Annotated in this window: 14 protein-coding genes; 8 read left to right on the forward strand and 6 right to left on the reverse strand. The window is 60.4% G+C overall.

The features are described from left to right. Positions 1–226: 226 nt before the first annotated feature. Positions 227–451, forward strand: a complete 225-nt coding sequence (locus tag ACYVNQ_RS31225) for a hypothetical protein (RefSeq protein ID WP_460908275.1) — start codon at positions 227–229, stop codon at positions 449–451. Next, positions 441–1,862 carry an amidase gene (locus ACYVNQ_RS31230; protein WP_460908277.1) on the forward strand — a complete coding sequence of 474 codons (1,422 nt, stop codon included), beginning with the start codon at positions 441–443 and terminating at the stop codon, positions 1,860–1,862. Before ACYVNQ_RS31225 ends, ACYVNQ_RS31230 begins: the two co-directional genes overlap by 11 nt. Positions 1,863–1,921: 59 nt before the next feature. Here ACYVNQ_RS31230 and ACYVNQ_RS31235 read toward each other — a convergent pair whose 3' ends face one another. Next, positions 1,922–2,884, reverse strand: a complete 963-nt coding sequence (locus ACYVNQ_RS31235) for an AraC-like ligand-binding domain-containing protein (protein WP_460908279.1) — start codon at positions 2,882–2,884, stop codon at positions 1,922–1,924. Positions 2,885–3,231: 347 nt separating this feature from the next. Here ACYVNQ_RS31235 and ACYVNQ_RS31240 point away from each other — a divergent pair, with 347 nt between their 5' ends. The 5 genes from ACYVNQ_RS31240 to ACYVNQ_RS31260 all read left to right on the forward strand — a co-directional run bounded on the left by ACYVNQ_RS31240 (position 3,232) and on the right by ACYVNQ_RS31260 (position 6,974). Then, positions 3,232–3,768: a GNAT family N-acetyltransferase gene (locus ACYVNQ_RS31240; protein ID WP_460908281.1), complete on the forward strand. Its 537-nt coding sequence runs from the start codon at positions 3,232–3,234 to the stop codon at positions 3,766–3,768. Positions 3,769–3,824: 56 nt separating this feature from the next. Next, a complete protein-coding gene (locus ACYVNQ_RS31245; protein ID WP_460908283.1) occupies positions 3,825–5,045 on the forward strand; it encodes a restriction endonuclease in 1,221 nt (406 codons plus the stop codon). 83 nt (positions 5,046–5,128) lie between these two features. Further along, complete coding sequence (locus tag ACYVNQ_RS31250; RefSeq protein ID WP_460908285.1) at positions 5,129–5,470, forward strand: HIT family protein; 342 nt, start codon at positions 5,129–5,131, stop codon at positions 5,468–5,470. Beyond that, the gene (locus ACYVNQ_RS31255; RefSeq protein WP_460908287.1) at positions 5,467–6,531 is read left to right on the forward strand and encodes an HNH endonuclease; all 1,065 of its coding nucleotides are present in this window, start codon (positions 5,467–5,469) and stop codon (positions 6,529–6,531) included. Before ACYVNQ_RS31250 ends, ACYVNQ_RS31255 begins: the two co-directional genes overlap by 4 nt. A gap of 2 nt (positions 6,532–6,533) precedes the next feature. Next, positions 6,534–6,974 (forward strand): DUF4431 domain-containing protein, encoded by a 441-nt coding sequence (locus tag ACYVNQ_RS31260; RefSeq protein ID WP_460908289.1) that lies wholly within the window; start codon positions 6,534–6,536, stop codon positions 6,972–6,974. Positions 6,975–7,160: 186 nt separating this feature from the next. On the opposite strand, the gene ACYVNQ_RS31265 is transcribed toward ACYVNQ_RS31260, so the two are convergent. Beyond that, positions 7,161–10,085, reverse strand: a complete 2,925-nt coding sequence (locus tag ACYVNQ_RS31265) for a GH92 family glycosyl hydrolase (RefSeq protein ID WP_460908291.1) — start codon at positions 10,083–10,085, stop codon at positions 7,161–7,163. Between the two features lie 447 nt (positions 10,086–10,532). On the opposite strand from ACYVNQ_RS31265, the gene ACYVNQ_RS31270 reads away from it, so the two are divergent. Continuing rightward, the gene (locus tag ACYVNQ_RS31270; RefSeq protein WP_460908293.1) at positions 10,533–12,065 is read left to right on the forward strand and encodes an MmgE/PrpD family protein; all 1,533 of its coding nucleotides are present in this window, start codon (positions 10,533–10,535) and stop codon (positions 12,063–12,065) included. A 57-nt stretch (positions 12,066–12,122) separates the two neighbouring features. Here ACYVNQ_RS31270 and ACYVNQ_RS31275 read toward each other — a convergent pair whose 3' ends face one another. The 4 genes from ACYVNQ_RS31275 to ACYVNQ_RS31290 form a co-directional block, all read right to left on the reverse strand. Then, the gene (locus ACYVNQ_RS31275; RefSeq protein ID WP_460908296.1) at positions 12,123–12,998 is read right to left on the reverse strand and encodes a lipid A biosynthesis lauroyl acyltransferase; all 876 of its coding nucleotides are present in this window, start codon (positions 12,996–12,998) and stop codon (positions 12,123–12,125) included. 131 nt (positions 12,999–13,129) lie between these two features. Next, positions 13,130–14,011 (reverse strand): alpha/beta fold hydrolase, encoded by an 882-nt coding sequence (locus ACYVNQ_RS31280; protein WP_460908298.1) that lies wholly within the window; start codon positions 14,009–14,011, stop codon positions 13,130–13,132. 12 nt (positions 14,012–14,023) lie between these two features. Beyond that, entirely contained in the window at positions 14,024–15,187 is a 1,164-nt protein-coding gene (locus ACYVNQ_RS31285; protein ID WP_460908300.1) for a glycosyl transferase family 8, read from the reverse strand. After that, positions 15,187–17,289, reverse strand: a complete 2,103-nt coding sequence (locus tag ACYVNQ_RS31290; RefSeq protein WP_460908302.1) for a sulfotransferase — start codon at positions 17,287–17,289, stop codon at positions 15,187–15,189. Before ACYVNQ_RS31290 ends, ACYVNQ_RS31285 begins: the two co-directional genes overlap by 1 nt. Positions 17,290–17,402: the final 113 nt, after the last annotated feature.

Consider the following 17,402-nt stretch of genomic DNA (forward strand, 5'->3'; position numbering starts at 1 on the left):
GTGTCAACGAAAGTAGCAGGGCGCGGTATGACCCGCTTGCATGTCGCGGACAACGCGATAGTCCCGGTCGGCCACATCAGGGTCATTGCTAGTGCGGTAAACGCGAGGTCGCCGGGGATGTCGGCGAGCTTCGTGACCCTGTGGTTCTACGAGCATGGCACGCATGCACAAGCGACGAAGTGACTGGCACGTTACGCTTTCCCCGTCATTCATGAAGGAGAGGGCAGTGTCGACTTCGAATGTTGAGGAACGGGTCAGGACGATCGCCAAGGCAGCGGATTTGCCGCTTGAAGAGCACCGGATAGCGGAAATCAGCCAGATTCTAGGGCCGTGGCTAAAAGCGGCGAATGCGCTGTCGGCAAAGATGAGCGCCCCCGAACTGGCGCAGGTGACACCGATCACCGGGATCCTGCAGACGGTCAATCACGGCGAGGTGTCGCATGGCGAATGACCTCCCGGGTTTGTCGATAGCAGCGGCATCAAAGCTCATACGTCGCGGCGAAGTGAGCCCTACGGAACTGCTCGACGCATCGCTCAAAGAGATTGAAAGACACAACAGTACGCTTCGGGCGTTCATCTCCGTGAGTGAAGAATCGGCCAGAAAGGCGGCGTCTGCTGCGGAGTTGATGTTGTCGGCGGGTTACGACCTCGGTCCGCTTCACGGCATACCGTTGGGCATCAAGGACAATATCGGCATCAAGGGCGAGCGTACGACGGCCGGCAGCAAGATCCTGGAAGACTGGCGTCCGGACAGGGACGCGACCGTCATATCGAGGCTGAAGCAGGCTGGAGCGCTATTCGTCGGCAAGACCAACATGCATGAGTATGCGTGGGGAGGGACTTCGGCGAATCCGCACTATGGGCACGTGCGCAATCCGTGGGATACCAGCAAGTTTCCGGCAGGTTCCAGCGGAGGGTCCGGCGTTGCGGTTGCCGCGGGCCTATGCTGCGGTGCGCTCGGAACCGATACGGGCGGCTCCATTCGGCTGCCTTCGGCAATCAACGGAGTGGTAGGGCTGCGCCCGACGTACGGGCGGGTCAGCAACGCGGGAATCATCCCCCTCGCCTGGACCATGGATACAGCAGGACCGATGGCTCGAACCGTCGAAGATTGCGCGTTGATGTTCAATGCGATTGCCGGGCCGGACCCGACTGACCTCGCAACCGCGTCCGTACCGGTCGACGACTACCTGTCCAGATTGGGCACAGGTGTCAGGGGCCTGCGCATTGGCATTGTTCCGAGCTACTTCTTCACGCACATCCAGCCCGAGGTCAAGCGGGCGGTTGAACATGCATTGAAGACCTTCGAGCAACTCGGCGCCCACATCGTCGAAGTCGACATCAAACATATCGAAGGCAACATCTCTGCGCAACTGACGATTGAATCGGCCGAGCCGAGTGCCTATCACCAGAGGTCGCTGCGAGAACGGCCGGCGGATTTCGGTGACGATGTTCGCACCTTGCTGGAGGTCGGCGAGATGCTGCTGGCTACCCACTACATACAGGCCCAGCGCTACCGGACGTTGCTACGCAATGAGTTCCTCGAAGCCTTCAAATCCGTGGACGTGTTCATTTGCCCCACGTTGCCATTTACGGCGACGGCCTTAGGTGCAACTACGGTGGTGATCGAAGATGGCGTGGAGGAGGACATGCTCTCTGCAATCATGCAATTCACGGGTGTAGCGAGCCTGACCGGTCTTCCTGCGTTGAGCGTTCCTTGCGGTTTCGATTCAGGTGGGCTGCCGGTGGGTATGCAGATCATCGGCGCACCGTTTACCGAGTCGCACCTGTTCTCAGTTGGCCATGCGTTTCAGTCCGCAACCGACTTTCACACGCGACGCCCTGACCTTCGTGTTCCTTGATAAGGAGAAACGCCGCGCTTCATGTAACTAAAAGCGCGGCGTTTCGGAGCAATAGAGGTCTATTCTTTAATGCGTTCGACAGGTTCGCCGCCGCGGAACAAGATGCTGTGAGGCGTTACGCCGTAGCTCTTCTTGAACGAACGGCTGAAGTGCGACACATCGCAGAAGCCGTAAGTCATGGCCGCTTCGGTGACATTCTTGACCGCGCCTCCCCGCAGAGCGCAATAGCTCGCTTCGAGTCGTTTTTGCCAGATCGATTTCATCGGCGTAGTCGCTTGCCCAGCGAAAGCGCGCGCCAGGGTTCGCGTCGATACGTGCATCGAACTCGCGATGTAGTCGACGTCGAGACCGGTATGCTCGATGTTTTCTTCGATGAACGCGAGAGCCTTGCGATACAGCGTCGCTTGGGAAGATGCCGGAGGGGCGTCGCCCTGGTGAATTTCGATTATCGCGCTGACAAGGTCCAGAATGGCGCCCGCCACGCGCGATTCGGCATGGGACGATTGGCTCAGCTCCTTCGACTCGCACGCTTCCTTGATCATCGCGCCTAGCACCGCGCGAAAGCCGGTGCCGGGGCCAAGAGACGTGGCGACTGCATGTTCGGCGTTAGCGGTGCGCCGAAGCAGCAAGTCTCGCGGAATCCGCAGGATGAAAAAGGATTCTGGCGCGATCGTGTAGCTGAAGGGGCGCGCTGCGTCGTACAGCAAAATGTCGCCCGCGCGCTGGACAACCCGCTTTCCATTTTGTTCGAGATAGCCGACACCCGACTCGAGGAACGATAGCCAAAGATTGGCTTCGGGGCCGCTGCGGATGCTGTTGGAGTCGCGTACCCACTGATGCTCCGGTCCAATCATCTTCGCGACATGAAGCGCGCCGATGGATCGCCCGACGATGTCGGCGTCGAATTGGTCGCGATGCGGAGAATCGCTTGCGGCGGGAATGCAATGGTGGCACACCACGTCTCGCCAGTAATCGAAGCGTTCGGGTGCGGCGACCGAGGTGGTGGAGAAGACGTATCGCATCGCAGCTCCGAAATCAGCGTATGACGTTGAGCCTTGGTGAACCGACGAGTAGAGATATCGGTCCGGCACCCGTGAAACAATAAGGGTTTGTGCTTATGTCTCGGGCAGTGGAGTTGCTTGGGGTGCGGGCGCTATCGATTGGGCATAACAGTAGATCGCCAAATCGGTGAATGCAAGCGGGGATGGGTAGTCGCTGCCATCGAATGGACCCAACGAACAGATCGACGAAGGTTTAACTTGCCGTGATTGTGGACAGGCGTGAATCGCTCCAGCCGAGAGCGATCATTCCGTTTTATGATCGACATCGGCGACAATTCTTTCCAGTCAATTTCACTGAGCCGATGAGGATGCTGACGACCGTTGCTCTAACGTCCTCCGACTTCAAGCGTTGGGCGGAGCATCTAAACAGACAGATTTCTGAATCGGGGCGCGACGGCCGGCCATTTTTTTCGCCGATGGAAACCGTTGACTTCGAATCAACCGAGCGTCGTGCGCGCTTCGAAAGAAGCTTGTCGACCCCTTTGCCTCAGCCGGCAAGGATGAGGGTTTGGGCTGTGGAAAGTCCTGACGCACGTTTCGTCGCACACCTTGATCTCAGCGGGTCAGGCATACCGTCAGAGAAACATCGCGCCACCCTCGGCATCGGCGTTGAGGCGAACTTTTATCGTAGAGGAATTGGACGTGGGTTGATGCTGGAAGCCATAGAGTTCGCTACGTGCAATCATATCGAATGGATCGACCTGTCTGTCTTCAGCGACAACCATGCTGCTATCGGACTCTACCGTTCGTTTGGTTTTGATGAGGTTGGCCGACGCATTGACAGATTCCGTATTTCTGGATGCTCAGTTGACGATGTAACGATGTCGCTGCGGATCAAGGGGTAGTATCGGCCCAAATTCTGCTAGAAAACTCAAAAAAGAACCCAGTGTGGAGACCAATTGTGATTTATCAATGCAGCTCTTGCAATAGAACGTCATTCGAAATTAAGTGTCCTTGGTGCGCGTCTGTTCACGTATCGGAAAGCAGTCAGCAGACTTCGGCGGCTCAACAGGTCCCACTTGACCCGTCGTTCTACCCGGAATTCCAGTACCAAACTAAAGGTTTTTTAAAGGATTTACTTGGGAAGAAGAAAGAGCAGGCGCAGCTCAATGGCCTGCTTCAGGGTGTGTTGCGGAAATACTCAGAACTCAAGAAGCCGTACTTCGCCAACTTCTTTCACACTATCAAGCACGACGGCATTGACTCAAACGATGCCAGGACGCCAGGCGCGCGGACGAACGGGTCCTACTCGAATCGAGAGCTGTTTCGAGAGGTACTGATCCGCAAGGGTTTCACCGAACTGGAAGAACTTCCGCATCTGCTCGATAAGCTCTTGCTTACGACCGGATTCAACGCAGCATATCTGGGATTTTCGAACGAGATTTCCCGACACATCAAGGGATCCGTGGTTGATATTTTGAGATCGTGGATCGTAGAGGCAGGCACTAGTTTCAGAAGCGATCTCAGCCTCTTTTTCTACTTCTTGTGGGATAACGACATACGTCATGCTGAGCTTCCGTATGCGGAGCAGGCATCATCACTCTTCGGTACACCACTTTTACCGTGGCCAACCCTTCAGGCGTGGCTACAGACTTGTGAACAGATTCACTTTGACGTTCTTGTCCAACGCCTCGCGACAAAGCTGGAGCACTTCGACCCTAGCCGATTTGTCACGATGTACCACGTCGATGCCATGAATGGATACGAGTTCGAGAAATTCCTGGCCGAGATCTTCCAAACCGCGGGCTACGATGTTGAGGGAACTAAATTAAGCGGTGATCAGGGTGCTGACCTTTTCGTGAGCAGGTTTGGAAAGAAGATCGTCATTCAAGCGAAAAACTATTCTGGAAGCGTCGGCAACGCCGCCGTTCAAGAGGCCATTTCTGCCAAAAGCTTCTACGGCTGCGATGAGGCCATGGTCGTCACAAACTCGTACTTCACAAGATCGGCGATAGAACTTGCCGGTGCTGCATCGGTTCGCCTGGTGGGTCGCAGTGACTTGCAGGGCTATCTCGATGACCACAATCAGCGAATAATTGAGCAATTCCGCTTGGAGGAGGGCGAGATATCTAGTTCAGACACCTCCAGGTCCGCAACAGGTATGGCATCTTCAGCGTCCTGACAATATCGACAGATACTTTTTCAATCACCCAAATGACGTCGAAACCTTGTCCATTTTGCTCGATGCCCGTCTCTCGCATTAAGATGCAAAACGAACACGCAGTCGTGATTCGCGACGGCTTTCCGGTGTCACCGGGCCATAGTCTCGTTATCTGCAGGCGCCACGTCGGTTCCTTTTTCGAGATTAGCAATGGCGAGCGCTGTGCGCTTATGACGCTGCTCGGTGAAGCCAAAATAGCACTTGCCGCCGAATTCAAGCCTGATGGTTTTAACGTTGGCATCAATGATGGTCCTGCTGCCGGACAAACGGTGCCTCACCTGCACATACATCTGATACCCCGGTTCAAAGACGACCAACCGGATCCACGGGGCGGTGTGCGATGGGTCATTCCCGAGAAGGCCGACTATTGGAGCAAGCGCAATTGAACTCGCCCCTTCCACCACCGTCGGCTGAGGCGCAGCTCACTTTTCTTGCGAAGCTTCAGCGGTTGCTCGGGGAAGGGGACTTTACTGCAACCTACAAATTCGCCTTGTTGATCTCGCTGGCTGACCTGGCGGTGGAACTCGGCGCTGACGATGGCGCCGAACTCAGTTTGACCAATCGGCAGATCGCGGAGCGCTTCATCCAACTCTACTGGCGGCAAATCAATCCGTACGGAACTGGCCGTCCAGGAACGCAGCCAGGTGTTCTGAGCCAGAATCTTGGAAGTCCGGCGGCGATCTTGAGTGCTATTGCAGATTTCCGAGCGTCTTTCCCTGGCGTGACCTACCAGCAGGCTAGTGCCACTGCTGATTTTGCGACCCTTCTCACCAAGGTCGCTGCTGTTGTGTCTGCCCAGCCACTGAACTACCTTCAAAACTTTGGCGGCGTGACGGATCCGTTCATCTATGTGCGCTCGGCCCGTGGAGGCATCACGCTCAGACACGGAGTCGCATACTCTTTGCGACGCTTTTATACGCTGGTGCAGCAGATGTCGCGTACTCGATGGGTCGAGCACATCAAGACTAATCGGCGCAATCATGCAATTCTGGGTGACGTGGGCGACCTGGAGGAATTCCTTTTTCGCGCCTCGCGTCAGTCGCTGGCTATTGTTGGAACGCAGTTGCGCAAGCTCGACGGCCCGCAGTGCTTTTATTGCGGGCTCAGTGTTGTTGAGGTCGACGTCGATCACTTTGTCCCGTTCTCTTTGTATCCAAGGGATCAGGCGCACAATTTTGTGCTGGCACACCCTGTTTGCAATCGCAGTAAGTCCAATACGCTTGCCGGAAGACCGCACCTCGAACGTTGGATCGAGCGACTGATCAAGCGAGCCGGTGATCTGACTGAAATCGGCGCCTTGGCTGGGATGGCGAGTGATGAAATGACCGCGCGTAAGGTAGCGGTGTGGGGTTACACGGACGCCAGTGTCACCGGTGCCCGAGCGTGGCTATCTGCTTCGAGTTATGAGTCGGTGACTTCGGACCATCTTAGTCTCTTCGAGGCCTAAACATGCTGGCGCACATGAGCCCCGCCCGTCTTGCATTGATTCTCGTCTTGTTCTGTGTGGTAGCAGCCGGCAAGTCGGCCGAACCTTCGACCTCGATTGCGCTCGAGGGAACCCTCGAGGTTGGCGAGTTTTATGGGCCGCCCAATTACGGCGAGAATCCCGATAGCGACCGTGTCGAACACTCGCTGTATTTGCAACTGCCCGCCACACCTTTAACGCAGCTTGCCGATTCCAAGGCATTAACCACGTTGAGTTCCGACGCCGGGCGAACATATTTTGTTCAGATCGTCGTTCACGATCCGGAGCGGTCCGTGGCAGAAAAGGCAATTGGTCACAGGGTGCAAATCGTAGGCGTTCCATTTGAGCCTTCGACTGGTCACCACCGAACGCCCTTGTTAGTAGACGTAAAGTCGCTCAAGCCAATCGACGGGTGGAGTTGGTAGATATTCCCGCCGTCCCTTAGCGACGTTATTGTCGATCCCAGTCAATGCCGGCGTCACGAAATGCACGCCAGCGTGCCGGCATCTCGACCGCGCCGCAGTGAGTGACGCTTCACCAAAGCGAGCCGCGCGCATCCCGTCGCGACGACGCGTTCCACGCCGTCGTCGCACAGGATGCGCGCAAGCCCGTTATACCGGTGCTGCCACCGCGATACCGAAGATATGCATCTTCCCGGCGCTGACGTTCGAAGGCAGCGTCACGCTCTTCACGATCTTGCCCGGCGTGATCGCGATCGCCTGCGAGAACAGATAGCTCTTCGTATTGTCCTGGCCGCCCGTCGGCGTGTTGCGATAGGGCATCAACGCCACGACCGTATTCGTCAACGTCCCGCCGCCGCCGTTCAACGTGCCGTCGTCCAGCGTCAGCGAAGCGGACGTGTTGCTGCCGTCGGTGTAATTGACCACCACCGTGCCGGTGCTCGGCCCATTGCCCGACGACCCGACGAACACAAGGCTCGTCCCCGTCGAACCCGCCGGCATGTCGATCGTCTGACCGGCCGCGACCACGTTGTCGAGTTGCTGCTGGTTCTTCGTCAGGTTGACCGGCAGCGAGAACGTCGCGCCGAGCGTCGTCACGGTGCCCGTCGAGCCGATCACGCCTGCCAGTGCCACCGACGAATAGCTGTTCAGGCTGCCGTCGAATGCGGCGCCAAGGCCGGTATTCGCGACGCTGGTGTCGAGACTGAAGCCCTGGTTGTTAAACGCGTCGGCGATGCTTGCGTACTCGGGCAGACCGAATGACGGCGGCGGATTCGACGCGTCCGTCCCCCATGCGGAAGGCGTGCTGCCCATCGCGTAGCTGACCGACCCGCCGTTCGCAACGTCGGAGAAGGACAGCCACGGCGTATTGACTGCCTTGCCATTCACCTGCAGCGACTGCACGTAGCCCGAGGTCGGCGCACCGGCCGCGGTGATCGTGATCGTCTTGCCGTTCTCCAGCGTGATGGTGGCCGCCGGCACCTGCGGGCTATGCAGCGCGAAACCGGCTACGCCTGGCACCTCCGGATACATGCCGAGCATCGCCCATATATACCAGCTCGACATCGCACCCATATCGTCGTTGCCCGGCAGACCGCCCGGCGTTGCCGCGAACTGCGTCGTGACGATGTCCCTGATCAGATCGGACGTTTTCGACGGCGCGCCCGCCCAGTTGTACACCCACGGAATCGCGAACGAGGGCTCGTTGCCGATGTACAGGTTCGCCGACCCATTGCCGGCGTTGAGCTGGGTGCGCAGCGCGTCGAGTCGCGTCTGTACCGTCGTGTTGCCGCCCAGCAGGTTCACGAGGCCGGTCAGGTTCCACGGCACCATCCACGTGTACTGCTCCGCGCTGCCCTGTTCGTAGTTGTCGGTGCTGGTCTGGGTTTCGTTCAGATAGGCGCCGCTGGTCGAACGTGCTTCGAGCAGCGGCGGCGTGGATGCCGTGTTGATCGAATACTGCCAGCCGGCCGAGCGGCCCAGCGCCTGCTTCGCCATCCACGTGTTGCCGAGTGCGGCCGCAAACTGCGAGGCGGCGAAGTCGGTCTGGTTGTATTCGAGGCTCGACGACGCGATCGCGGATTCGCCCGACGTGATGTAGCCGAACTTCAGATACGTCGAGCGGCCGCCGTTCACGCCGATCACCGTGCCAGATGCGTTCTTGCAGACCGCCAGGTTGTTCGTATTCAACTGCGCCATGATGTGGTTCAGCGCGCTCGTCGTATTGAAGTTCTGCGCGCCGAATGCATACGAGGTCGCGAGGATGTTCGTGCCGCCGTCGCCGACGATCGTGCCGGAGTCGTAGTTGTCGTTGACCCAGCGCGGAATCGCGCCACACTGATCCGCGTCATTCAGCAGCGATTGCACCATGTCGCTGGTCTCGGTCGGGTACAGCATCGCGCGCAGCGCCATCTGCGAACGATAGACGTCCCAGTTCGAGAAGCCGGAGTACTGCGCGCTCTGGCCGCTGACCACCGTATGCGTCGCGCCGTCGAAGCCCAGGTACTGGCCGTTCGCGTCGCTGAAAATACTCGGCGCCCACAGCGCGTGATAGAGCGCGGTGTAGAAGTTCGTCATGGTCGTGGCCGAGCTCGGCGCAACGACGATCGAATGCAGGCGCTGGTTCCAGGCGGCGTCGGCGGTGGCCTCGACCGCGTCGAAGTCCCAGCTGAGGTTTTCGGCGTTCAGATTCGCCTTCGCGTTCGCCATGCTGACGTACGAGATGCCGACCTTGACGAGCACCGGCGCAGTCGACGTAAAGGACAGCGTCGCGACGCCGCTGGCAACGGTCGAGGTGGGCGCGAACGGCTGGTTGAATACGGCGTAGAAAAAGACCGGCACACGGCTCGCCGCACCTTCGAAATCACCGCCCACCGTAAAGCCCGAGAGCTCGGTGCTCGACAACTGGTTGATGGCGCCAGTGGTCGCCGTCAACGTGTTGGTGTGCGTAGTGTCGATGCGGATGAATTCGGGGCTGTTCGCCGGGAATGTGAAGCGTCCGAAGCCGGTGCGCAGCGTCGCGGTCAGCTCGACCTTCACCGAGTTGTCGAGCGCCACGGCGTAGTAGCCTGGCTTTGCGATCTCGTTTGCGTGCGAGAACGTCGGCGTCAGGTTGGCGAGCGTGGTGGTTGCGATGAACGGAATTTCGCCGTTGTTGCCTGAGCCGCCCGTGCCGCTCATGTGCGTCAGGCTGAAACCGGCGATCGTGTTGAAGTCGTAGTAGTAGCCCGACGGCGAGCCGGGTTCGGCGGTGGTGCTTGCGGCCGGCGTGGTGTTGGTATCGGGTCCCCACTGCACCATGCCCGACGGCAACCCGGCTGCGGGCAGCGTGTTGCCGCCCGCGCCGTGCGCCGTGGGCGTCGGCGAGGTGCCCGGCGCCGTGCCGATCAACGGGTTGACGAACTGCGTCAGCGACGCCAGCACCGGCGGCGTCGACGTGCCGCCGCCCGCGGGCGGCGCAGGCGGCGATCCACCCGATGACGAAGTCGGCGAGGGGGCATTGTTCGCGCCTCCGCATGCCGCCAATATCAAGGTTAAAGCCACCCCTACGGTGCTATTCCGTATCCTGGTTAACATGATTTGCCTGATTATTGGAAAATATCCGGCCTGTGTCATCGCACCGGATTTTTTCTTTATTTCGCTGGTTTTAAATCGCGCCAATGGGTCGGAGATGGACGACCGATAAGCGAGTCGAGGGCATGTCTTTAGTGATGTTACGTAAAGACAAAGTTATATAGATGTAGGCAGAGGCCGTATTATTTGCCAGAAATATAACGATTCCGTTTAAGTTTTGTTTAGGAAGCGTGACTGCGGGGGCAATATAACGCGAGACATCGCACTCGTTACGTGCATGACAATAAAGGAATTGAAAGAATTGAACGCATAAAGTAATGAATGCGCTATGCGCTGCGTCGGCATTAAATGCCTTGGCAAATAGTCGCGACATCAACGTCTCAATAGACCTCCACGTCGCGCTTTGACGCACGTATGATTGCGTCCACCAAACATAACGAGGAGACGGCTTTGAGCGAGAACACCCCCCTTCAGTTGACCCGGCGTCGTTTCATTCAGGCCAGTCTGCTTGCTGGCGCGGCACCGCAAACGCTGATGGGCGAGGCGGCTCACGCCGCCGACACGGTTGCGCAGACAGGCGACGCAGCCTCCTCGGCTACGGCGTCTACGGCACCTACCGCGCCCCCAGCGAAAGGCGCACCATCGCCGACCGTGACCCTCGCGCACTACGGCACTGCACTGCGTTATGAGGACATTCCTGCGCCGGTATTGCAACGCGCGAAGGACTGCATGACCGATGCGGTGGCCACCATCATCTACGGTGCGAGTCTGCCGTGGAGCAAGATGATCATCGCGTACGTGCGTCAGAACGGATCGGGCGGCCGCAGCCAGATTCTCGGTGCGGGCACGCAGCCCGTGCATCCGCCGGCGGCGGCGCTGGCGCAGGGCGCGATGGCCCATGCATTTGAACTCGACAACCTCACCAAGCCGGATAGCGGCGGCCATCCCGGCGCTACGCTGTTTTCATCGGGTCTCGCGATCGCGCAGGATCGGGGATTGGGTGGGCGTGCGCTGCTGACATCCTTCGTCGCGGGCTCGGAAGTGATGATTCGCATCGGCTATGCGACCCGACACACCAACGAGGAGCGCGGTTTCCACGCGCCCGGCACGGTCGGGCCGTTCGGCTCAGCGACGACAGTCGGCCATCTGCTCGGGCTGGATGCGGGGCAAATGACCAACGCGCTCGGCGTGGCGGGATCGTGTTCGGGCGGGCTGCTGGCGTTCGCGCATGCGGGCAATGGCGCGATGGTCAAGCGGCTGAATGTCGGGCGCGCGGCAGAGGGTGGGGTGGTGGCCGCGAGTCTGGCGGCTGAGGGGTTCACTGGGCCGAGTACGGTGCTCGAAGGCGAGGGCGGGTTTCTGCGCGCGTTCTGCCCGGAGTTTGATCTCAACCAGCTGACGCTCGGTTTAGGGCAGACGTACGAGACCATGAACATCATGATCAAGCGCTACGCGTGTCATATCACTGCGCACACGCCGGTTGAAGCGATTCTCGATTTGCGCAAGACACACGGGTTCGGCGCGCAGGATGTGGCGTCGATCGAAGTGGCAGGTAGTCAGCGTATGGCGACGGTCAACAATATCCCGCATCCGCCCGACGCGTTGCTCGCGCAGTTCAGCATCCCGTTCTGTGTGGCGCTTGCGTTGTATCGCAATCCGGTCGATCCGCGCTCGTTCGATGAGAACGTGGTGCGCGATGCAGACATTCTCACGATGACGCAGCGGGTCAGCATGACGGTGACGCCGGGGCAGGGGAATGCGGATCTCGCGGCGAACGTCAAGGTCACGCTCAACGATGGCCGCATGTTTACCGAGCGCGTGACTGCGTTCAGCGGTACGCCGGAACGTCCGCTAGACCGCGCCGGTCTGCGCGAAAAATTCATGCTGCTAACGAGCGATCATCCGGCTGCTGCGATGAGTGCGCTGTTTGACCGATTGCAGAATCTGGAGCGTGAGACCAGCCTGGAGTGGCTGCAGGTATGAAGGCGTAAGCGGCCTGTCTGGCGAAACGATCCGTCGAGGCCCAGCTTCGCCACACAATCAATAAACCGCCGGCATCCCCTGCGGACGATGTTTGAAGCGTCGATGCACCCAGTAATACTGAGCGGGGAACCTCAGTATCTGGGTCTCGAGAAACGCGTTCATGCGACGCGCGTCATCCGTATCGCTTCCCGTCGGGAAATCGGTGAGCGGCGCAAAGACCTTCAGCCGATACCCTTTGAAATCCGGCAGTACTTCGGTGACGAACGGCACCACGCGCGCGCGTCCGACTTTGGCCAGTCGTGAAATCGAAGTCAGCGTGCACGCGGGAACGCCGAAAAAGGGCACAAAAACAGAGTTTTCGATGCCGTGGTCCATATCGGCAGCAAGCATCACCGGCTTGCCCTCGTGAAGGAGGCTCACGATCTTCCTGGCGCTTATCGACCGTTCGATCATCTCGGCGCCGAACCGGCCGCGCTGCCGTTTGGCCAGATCGCAAAGACGGGTATTCGACATATGGGTGTACAGCGCGGCGATGGGCGACTGCAGCGAATAAAGCATGCACCCCATCTCGATGCCGACGAAGTGAAACCCCATGAAGATGGTGGGCGGAGGATTTTCCTCTTCGAGGTCAATCTCGCTTTCGATGTCGATGATATTTCTGATCGAGCGCTCGCTCCCAAACCACTGAATGCCTCGTTCGAGATAGCTGCGTACGACGTGGCGGAAATGCTCTTTCGCGAGTTCGTCGCACTCGAGCCCGGACTTGTCCGGAAAGCACAGGCGCAGGTTGACAAGGACGATATGCTTGCGTCGGCCAGGAAGTGCGTAAAGGCCCGCACCAAGCGCGCTGCCAAGCCTCGCGACCCACTCGTAAGGAAGGATTGAGAGCGAGCGCAGTAAGGCTACGACAAGCAAATGACCGAGTTTTCCCAAGATATATGCCGTCAGCTCCGGTAGGCGCACGCGGCGGAGTATGCGCTCTTTTGTCCGGAATAGGGGCGGCCCCAGCAGATAACTGAACGTCAGCCATCAAGCGTCCGATCGTGCTGAATCGTCACCCGTTGTCAGCGCTGGGGCTCCGCGCATATCGGCGTAATTTGCAGTAATTCGGGCCAGGCGCGACTCCAGTCGCTGTCATGCGATTTGGCTGGAATGGTTATCGCTCGCGCGCACGCGGTGCCGGTCGCGTCGACGAAACGTCGTGCGACGGACGGCGGCACAATCGTATCGTCTGCGCCGCTGAAATGAATCTGCGGAATGCGTGCAACCGGCCCGGCAAAATCGATGGCGTTTTCCGATTCGGGCATCGGCGACACGCGATGCAATCGATTGACGAATTCATCATCGAGGTTGCCCGCAATTGTTCGAAGCGAAGCGACGTCAGTGCGCTGTGCTGCGATCAAAACCGCAATTGCGCCTCCACCGGAATAACCGACCAGTTCCACGGGCTGCCCCGGCGTAAGCGCCGCGAAGTGGTTTACCGCGTCGTTCATCGACTCGATTACCTCTGGCGCAAAGCGTTTGCTTGTCCAGTAAGGAATGCCACACTGTGGATTGAGCGTCATCGGCGTGAACTGGCAGGGGCGTGCGAGGTAGACGACGTTTGGCGAGGCGTCCTGCGCCGCGAGTGCAAGAGCTTCTGCCTGACGGGGCGTCGGGTCGAGTGACGGCACCGTGCGCGACAGCCACGCAAGGCCGTCGCCTTCGATATACACGCGAAGCGGCTTGTCATGTTGCGTTATTCGCGCGAACGCGGTGAGCACGAAGCGGCCGGTGTCGACGGTTTGCCGATGCAAATGTGCAGGAGCCGCGAGCGTGTCGGCGTGCGCATCGGGGTCGAGCGCCGCGCAACCGGCGATTGCGAGTGCGCAAAGGAGTAACAGCAGAACCGGAGCCACCGCCGCACTCAACGCGTGGCCATCTCGCAGGCGATCGCCAGGCCGCATCGCACGCATGCCTTAGCGTTTGTTGAACTGCGCGAGTTCGGCTGCGATGCGGGAAATCACACCGCTCCAGTCTCCCCGCGCGTCCTGCCGGAACAGACGCGTATGCGGATACCAGGGGGTGTCGTCGCGCCCGAGCAGCCAGCGCCAGTCTGGTACGTTTGGCAGCATGACCCACGTCGGGCAGCCCAACGCGCCGGCCAGATGGACCGGCGACGAATCGACGGAAATCAGCAGGTCGGCCAGACTCAGAATTGCCGCGGTGTCCTCAAAATCCGCAATGTCGTTGCTCAGCGACAGCATCGACATGGCTTCGGGAGGCGAGTCGGCCTGCGTGGCGGCCGGGCCTTTCTGAATCGACAGGAACGTGCCGCCGGCCATCCCGAGTGGCGCGAGTTGCGCGAGTGTCAGCGAGCGGTTCTTGTCGTTGAAATGCGTGGGCCGTCCTGCCCATGCTAGCGCGACAAGCGGGCGGGGCAGATTCGCGAGGCGCTGCCGCCAATGCCCGGCGCGCCGCGGATCGACGCTCAGATACGGCACGGGCCCCGGCAGGTCGTCCAGCGTGAGAGCCAGAGCCATCGGCAGGCTCATCATCTCGCAATGCATATCGAACGCAGGCGGCAGCGTGCCGCGCGTGACGATGTCGTCGAAGCCCGCACTGCGCTGCGCCAGCGACAGCGTTTCGGCGTTGATCTCGAGTACCACGCGCGCGCCGCTGCGCGCCTTGGCCATCGGCACGAGGCGCATGAACTGGAACGTGTCGCCGTAACCCTGTTCGTCGTGAATCAGCAGCGTCTTGCCGGGCATCGCGCGGCCGTCCCAGCGCGGCAGTTGCACCTTGCGCTCGATGCCCGCCGTGTGCGCGAGGCTGTAGCGATAGCGATACTCGCGCCAGCCGCGTTCGAACTCGCCGAGCAGCAGCAAGGTTTCGGCGAGATCGAAACGCGCCGGGAAATCGCCGGGCGCGCTCGCGACCAGCATCTCCTGAATCGCGCGCGTTTCGGCGATGCGGCCCTGCGGGCGAAGCGCGGCGGCGAGCAGTTTCCACAGCACCAGCGGGCCGCTGCCCGAGGCCAGATAGGGCCGCAGGATCGCTTCGGCTTCCTCGAAGCGTTGTTCCTCAAAGAGCGGCCGGATCTGCTGATCGATCGCGCGAATGTCGGGTGCCGGGCTGGGCATCACGGCGCTTTCACACCCAACGCGTCGAGCAGCGGGCCGAGGTGCTGCGCGTACGCATGCCAGCGGCCCTTCGAGGTTTTATAGATCGGCTGGCGTACCTGGTTCACGCTTGCGGTGCGCACCACCCGGCGGTTTTGATGGAAGTTCAGGCAAGCGTCGTCCCACGGCAGCCCGACGAACTCGATCAGGCGTCGGGCTTCGTTCTCCAGGTCGTCGACGACGGCCTCGTATTGCGTTTCGATGAACGAGCCGGCGGGCAGCAACGCACGCCAGTGAGCCAGCAGCTGTTCATATTGTCGATAGAACACGCCAAGCTCGGTCAGATCGTAGGCGAACGGCTGCAGTCCACCGAATAGCTTCGTATAGCACGACAGGCAGGTATCGACCGGATCGCGCCGCACGTGAACGATCTTCGCGCCCGGCAGAATCAGCGGGATCAGTCCGGCATAGGCGAAGTTGCCCGGCATCTTGTCGACTACGTGCGGGCGCCCCTGCGCAAGCGGCGTCACGCGCGACAGATACGCCTGGGCGCACTGGCGCAGCGTGTCTTTCGCGTTTGCATCGACGTCTAGCGCATCGAGCCAGTTGGGGAAGGGGCCGAGGCCCTCGACCGCAACGCGCAGCGCCGTCAGTTCGCCCGCGCCCGTTACCTGCGGATGCGACGAAAGGATCTGCTCGATCAGCGTGGTGCCGGAGCGCGGCATGCCGACTACGAACACAGGCAGCGTCGACGGATCGCCGAGGCCCGCCAGCTGCTGATATCGCTCGTGCGTGAGACTCGCGCGGATGCGCTCGAACCAGCGGCCGGTCTCGTCGCTGTCATAGTGGAAAGAGGCGCGCTTCTGGCGATTGCCGGCGTCGAGGTGGCCAAACGCACGGGCAGGATCCTTGATGTCGAGGTATGCCTTGCCGAGCGCGAAATGCGCCGCGATGCGATCGGTCAGCGAGCGCCGTTCGCCTTGTGCGAGATACGCCTCCAGGGCCTGAATGTCGGGGTCGTTTGCGCTATACGTGCGCAGGTCCGAGCGCGCCGACAAGGCCTGCGCGGAGCCCGGGAACTGGCTCAGCACGTGGTCGAAAGCCGCCAGCGCGTCGGCGCGGCGGCCCGCTTCGATGAACAGCGTCGCGCGTCCGACCAGCGCGACTTCGGCGATGGTGCCGGGTAATCTCGCGGCGGCCTCGTACGCTTCGAGTGCTTCGTCCGTCAGGCCGAGATCCTGCAGCACGAGCCCGAGCGTGTGGTGAGCCTCGGCGTTGTGCGGCACGAGTGCCACCGCGTGTCGCGCAGCCACCAACGCTTCGTCGAGATGTCCAACCTGTCTGAGCGCCTTGGCGCGCGCGGTTAGCGCGGACGGATGCTGCGCCGCGAACGCGTTGAGCATATCGAGCACGCGCAGCGCCGCGTCGTGGCGCTGGCGCGAGACTTCAACCTCGGCCAGGTTCAGATACGCGTCGATCAGACGCGGATTCAGATCGATCGCCTGCTGCGCATGCCGCGCCGCGTCGTCATAGCTGCCTTGGGTCGACAGCAGGAAGGCGAGATTGCTATGCGCTTCCGCATACGACGGATTGAGCGTGAGCGCCTGCGTGTAGCACGCCTGTGCGTGGTCCATATGCCCGAGCAGCCGCCACGTATTGCCCAGATTGTTGTGTGCTTCGGCCCAGTCGGGGTTGAGCGCGACGACCCTCTCCAGGCATATGCGGCTTTGCTCGAGCTTGCCCGCTTCCTGCAGCAGGATGCCGAGGTTGTTCCAGCCGTTGACGAAGGTCGGGTCCATCGCGACCGCGCGTTGTGCCGCTTCCTCGCCTTCCTGCAGCATGCCTTTCTGGCGGTACATCTCGGCGAGATTGCTCGAATAGGCGGCCGGCGCGCGCGGCGCGAGGCAAGCCTGGCGAAGATGGGAGATCGCCAGATCCAGGTTGCCGTAGGCGTGCGCCATCAGCCCGAGCAGATGATGCGCGTCCGTCTGCCCCGGCCACGCGGCGAGGACCCGCTGGGCCAGCATTTCGGCCTGGTCGGCCTGGCCGGCGTTCCAGTGTGCGTAAGCCTGCCCGAGCGCTTCCGGGATGTTCAAATTGCCTGAAGAGATGCCGCTAGACATGCTGGGGGATCCGCGAGTCGTAGGAGAAAGTCGATGCCACGAAATCGTAGCATGGTCGATCGGCGTGACCCTGTCTGTGCCGATGGCTGGACCGGGCCTCAAACGGACGCGGC

The organism is Paraburkholderia jirisanensis, assembly GCF_054782355.1.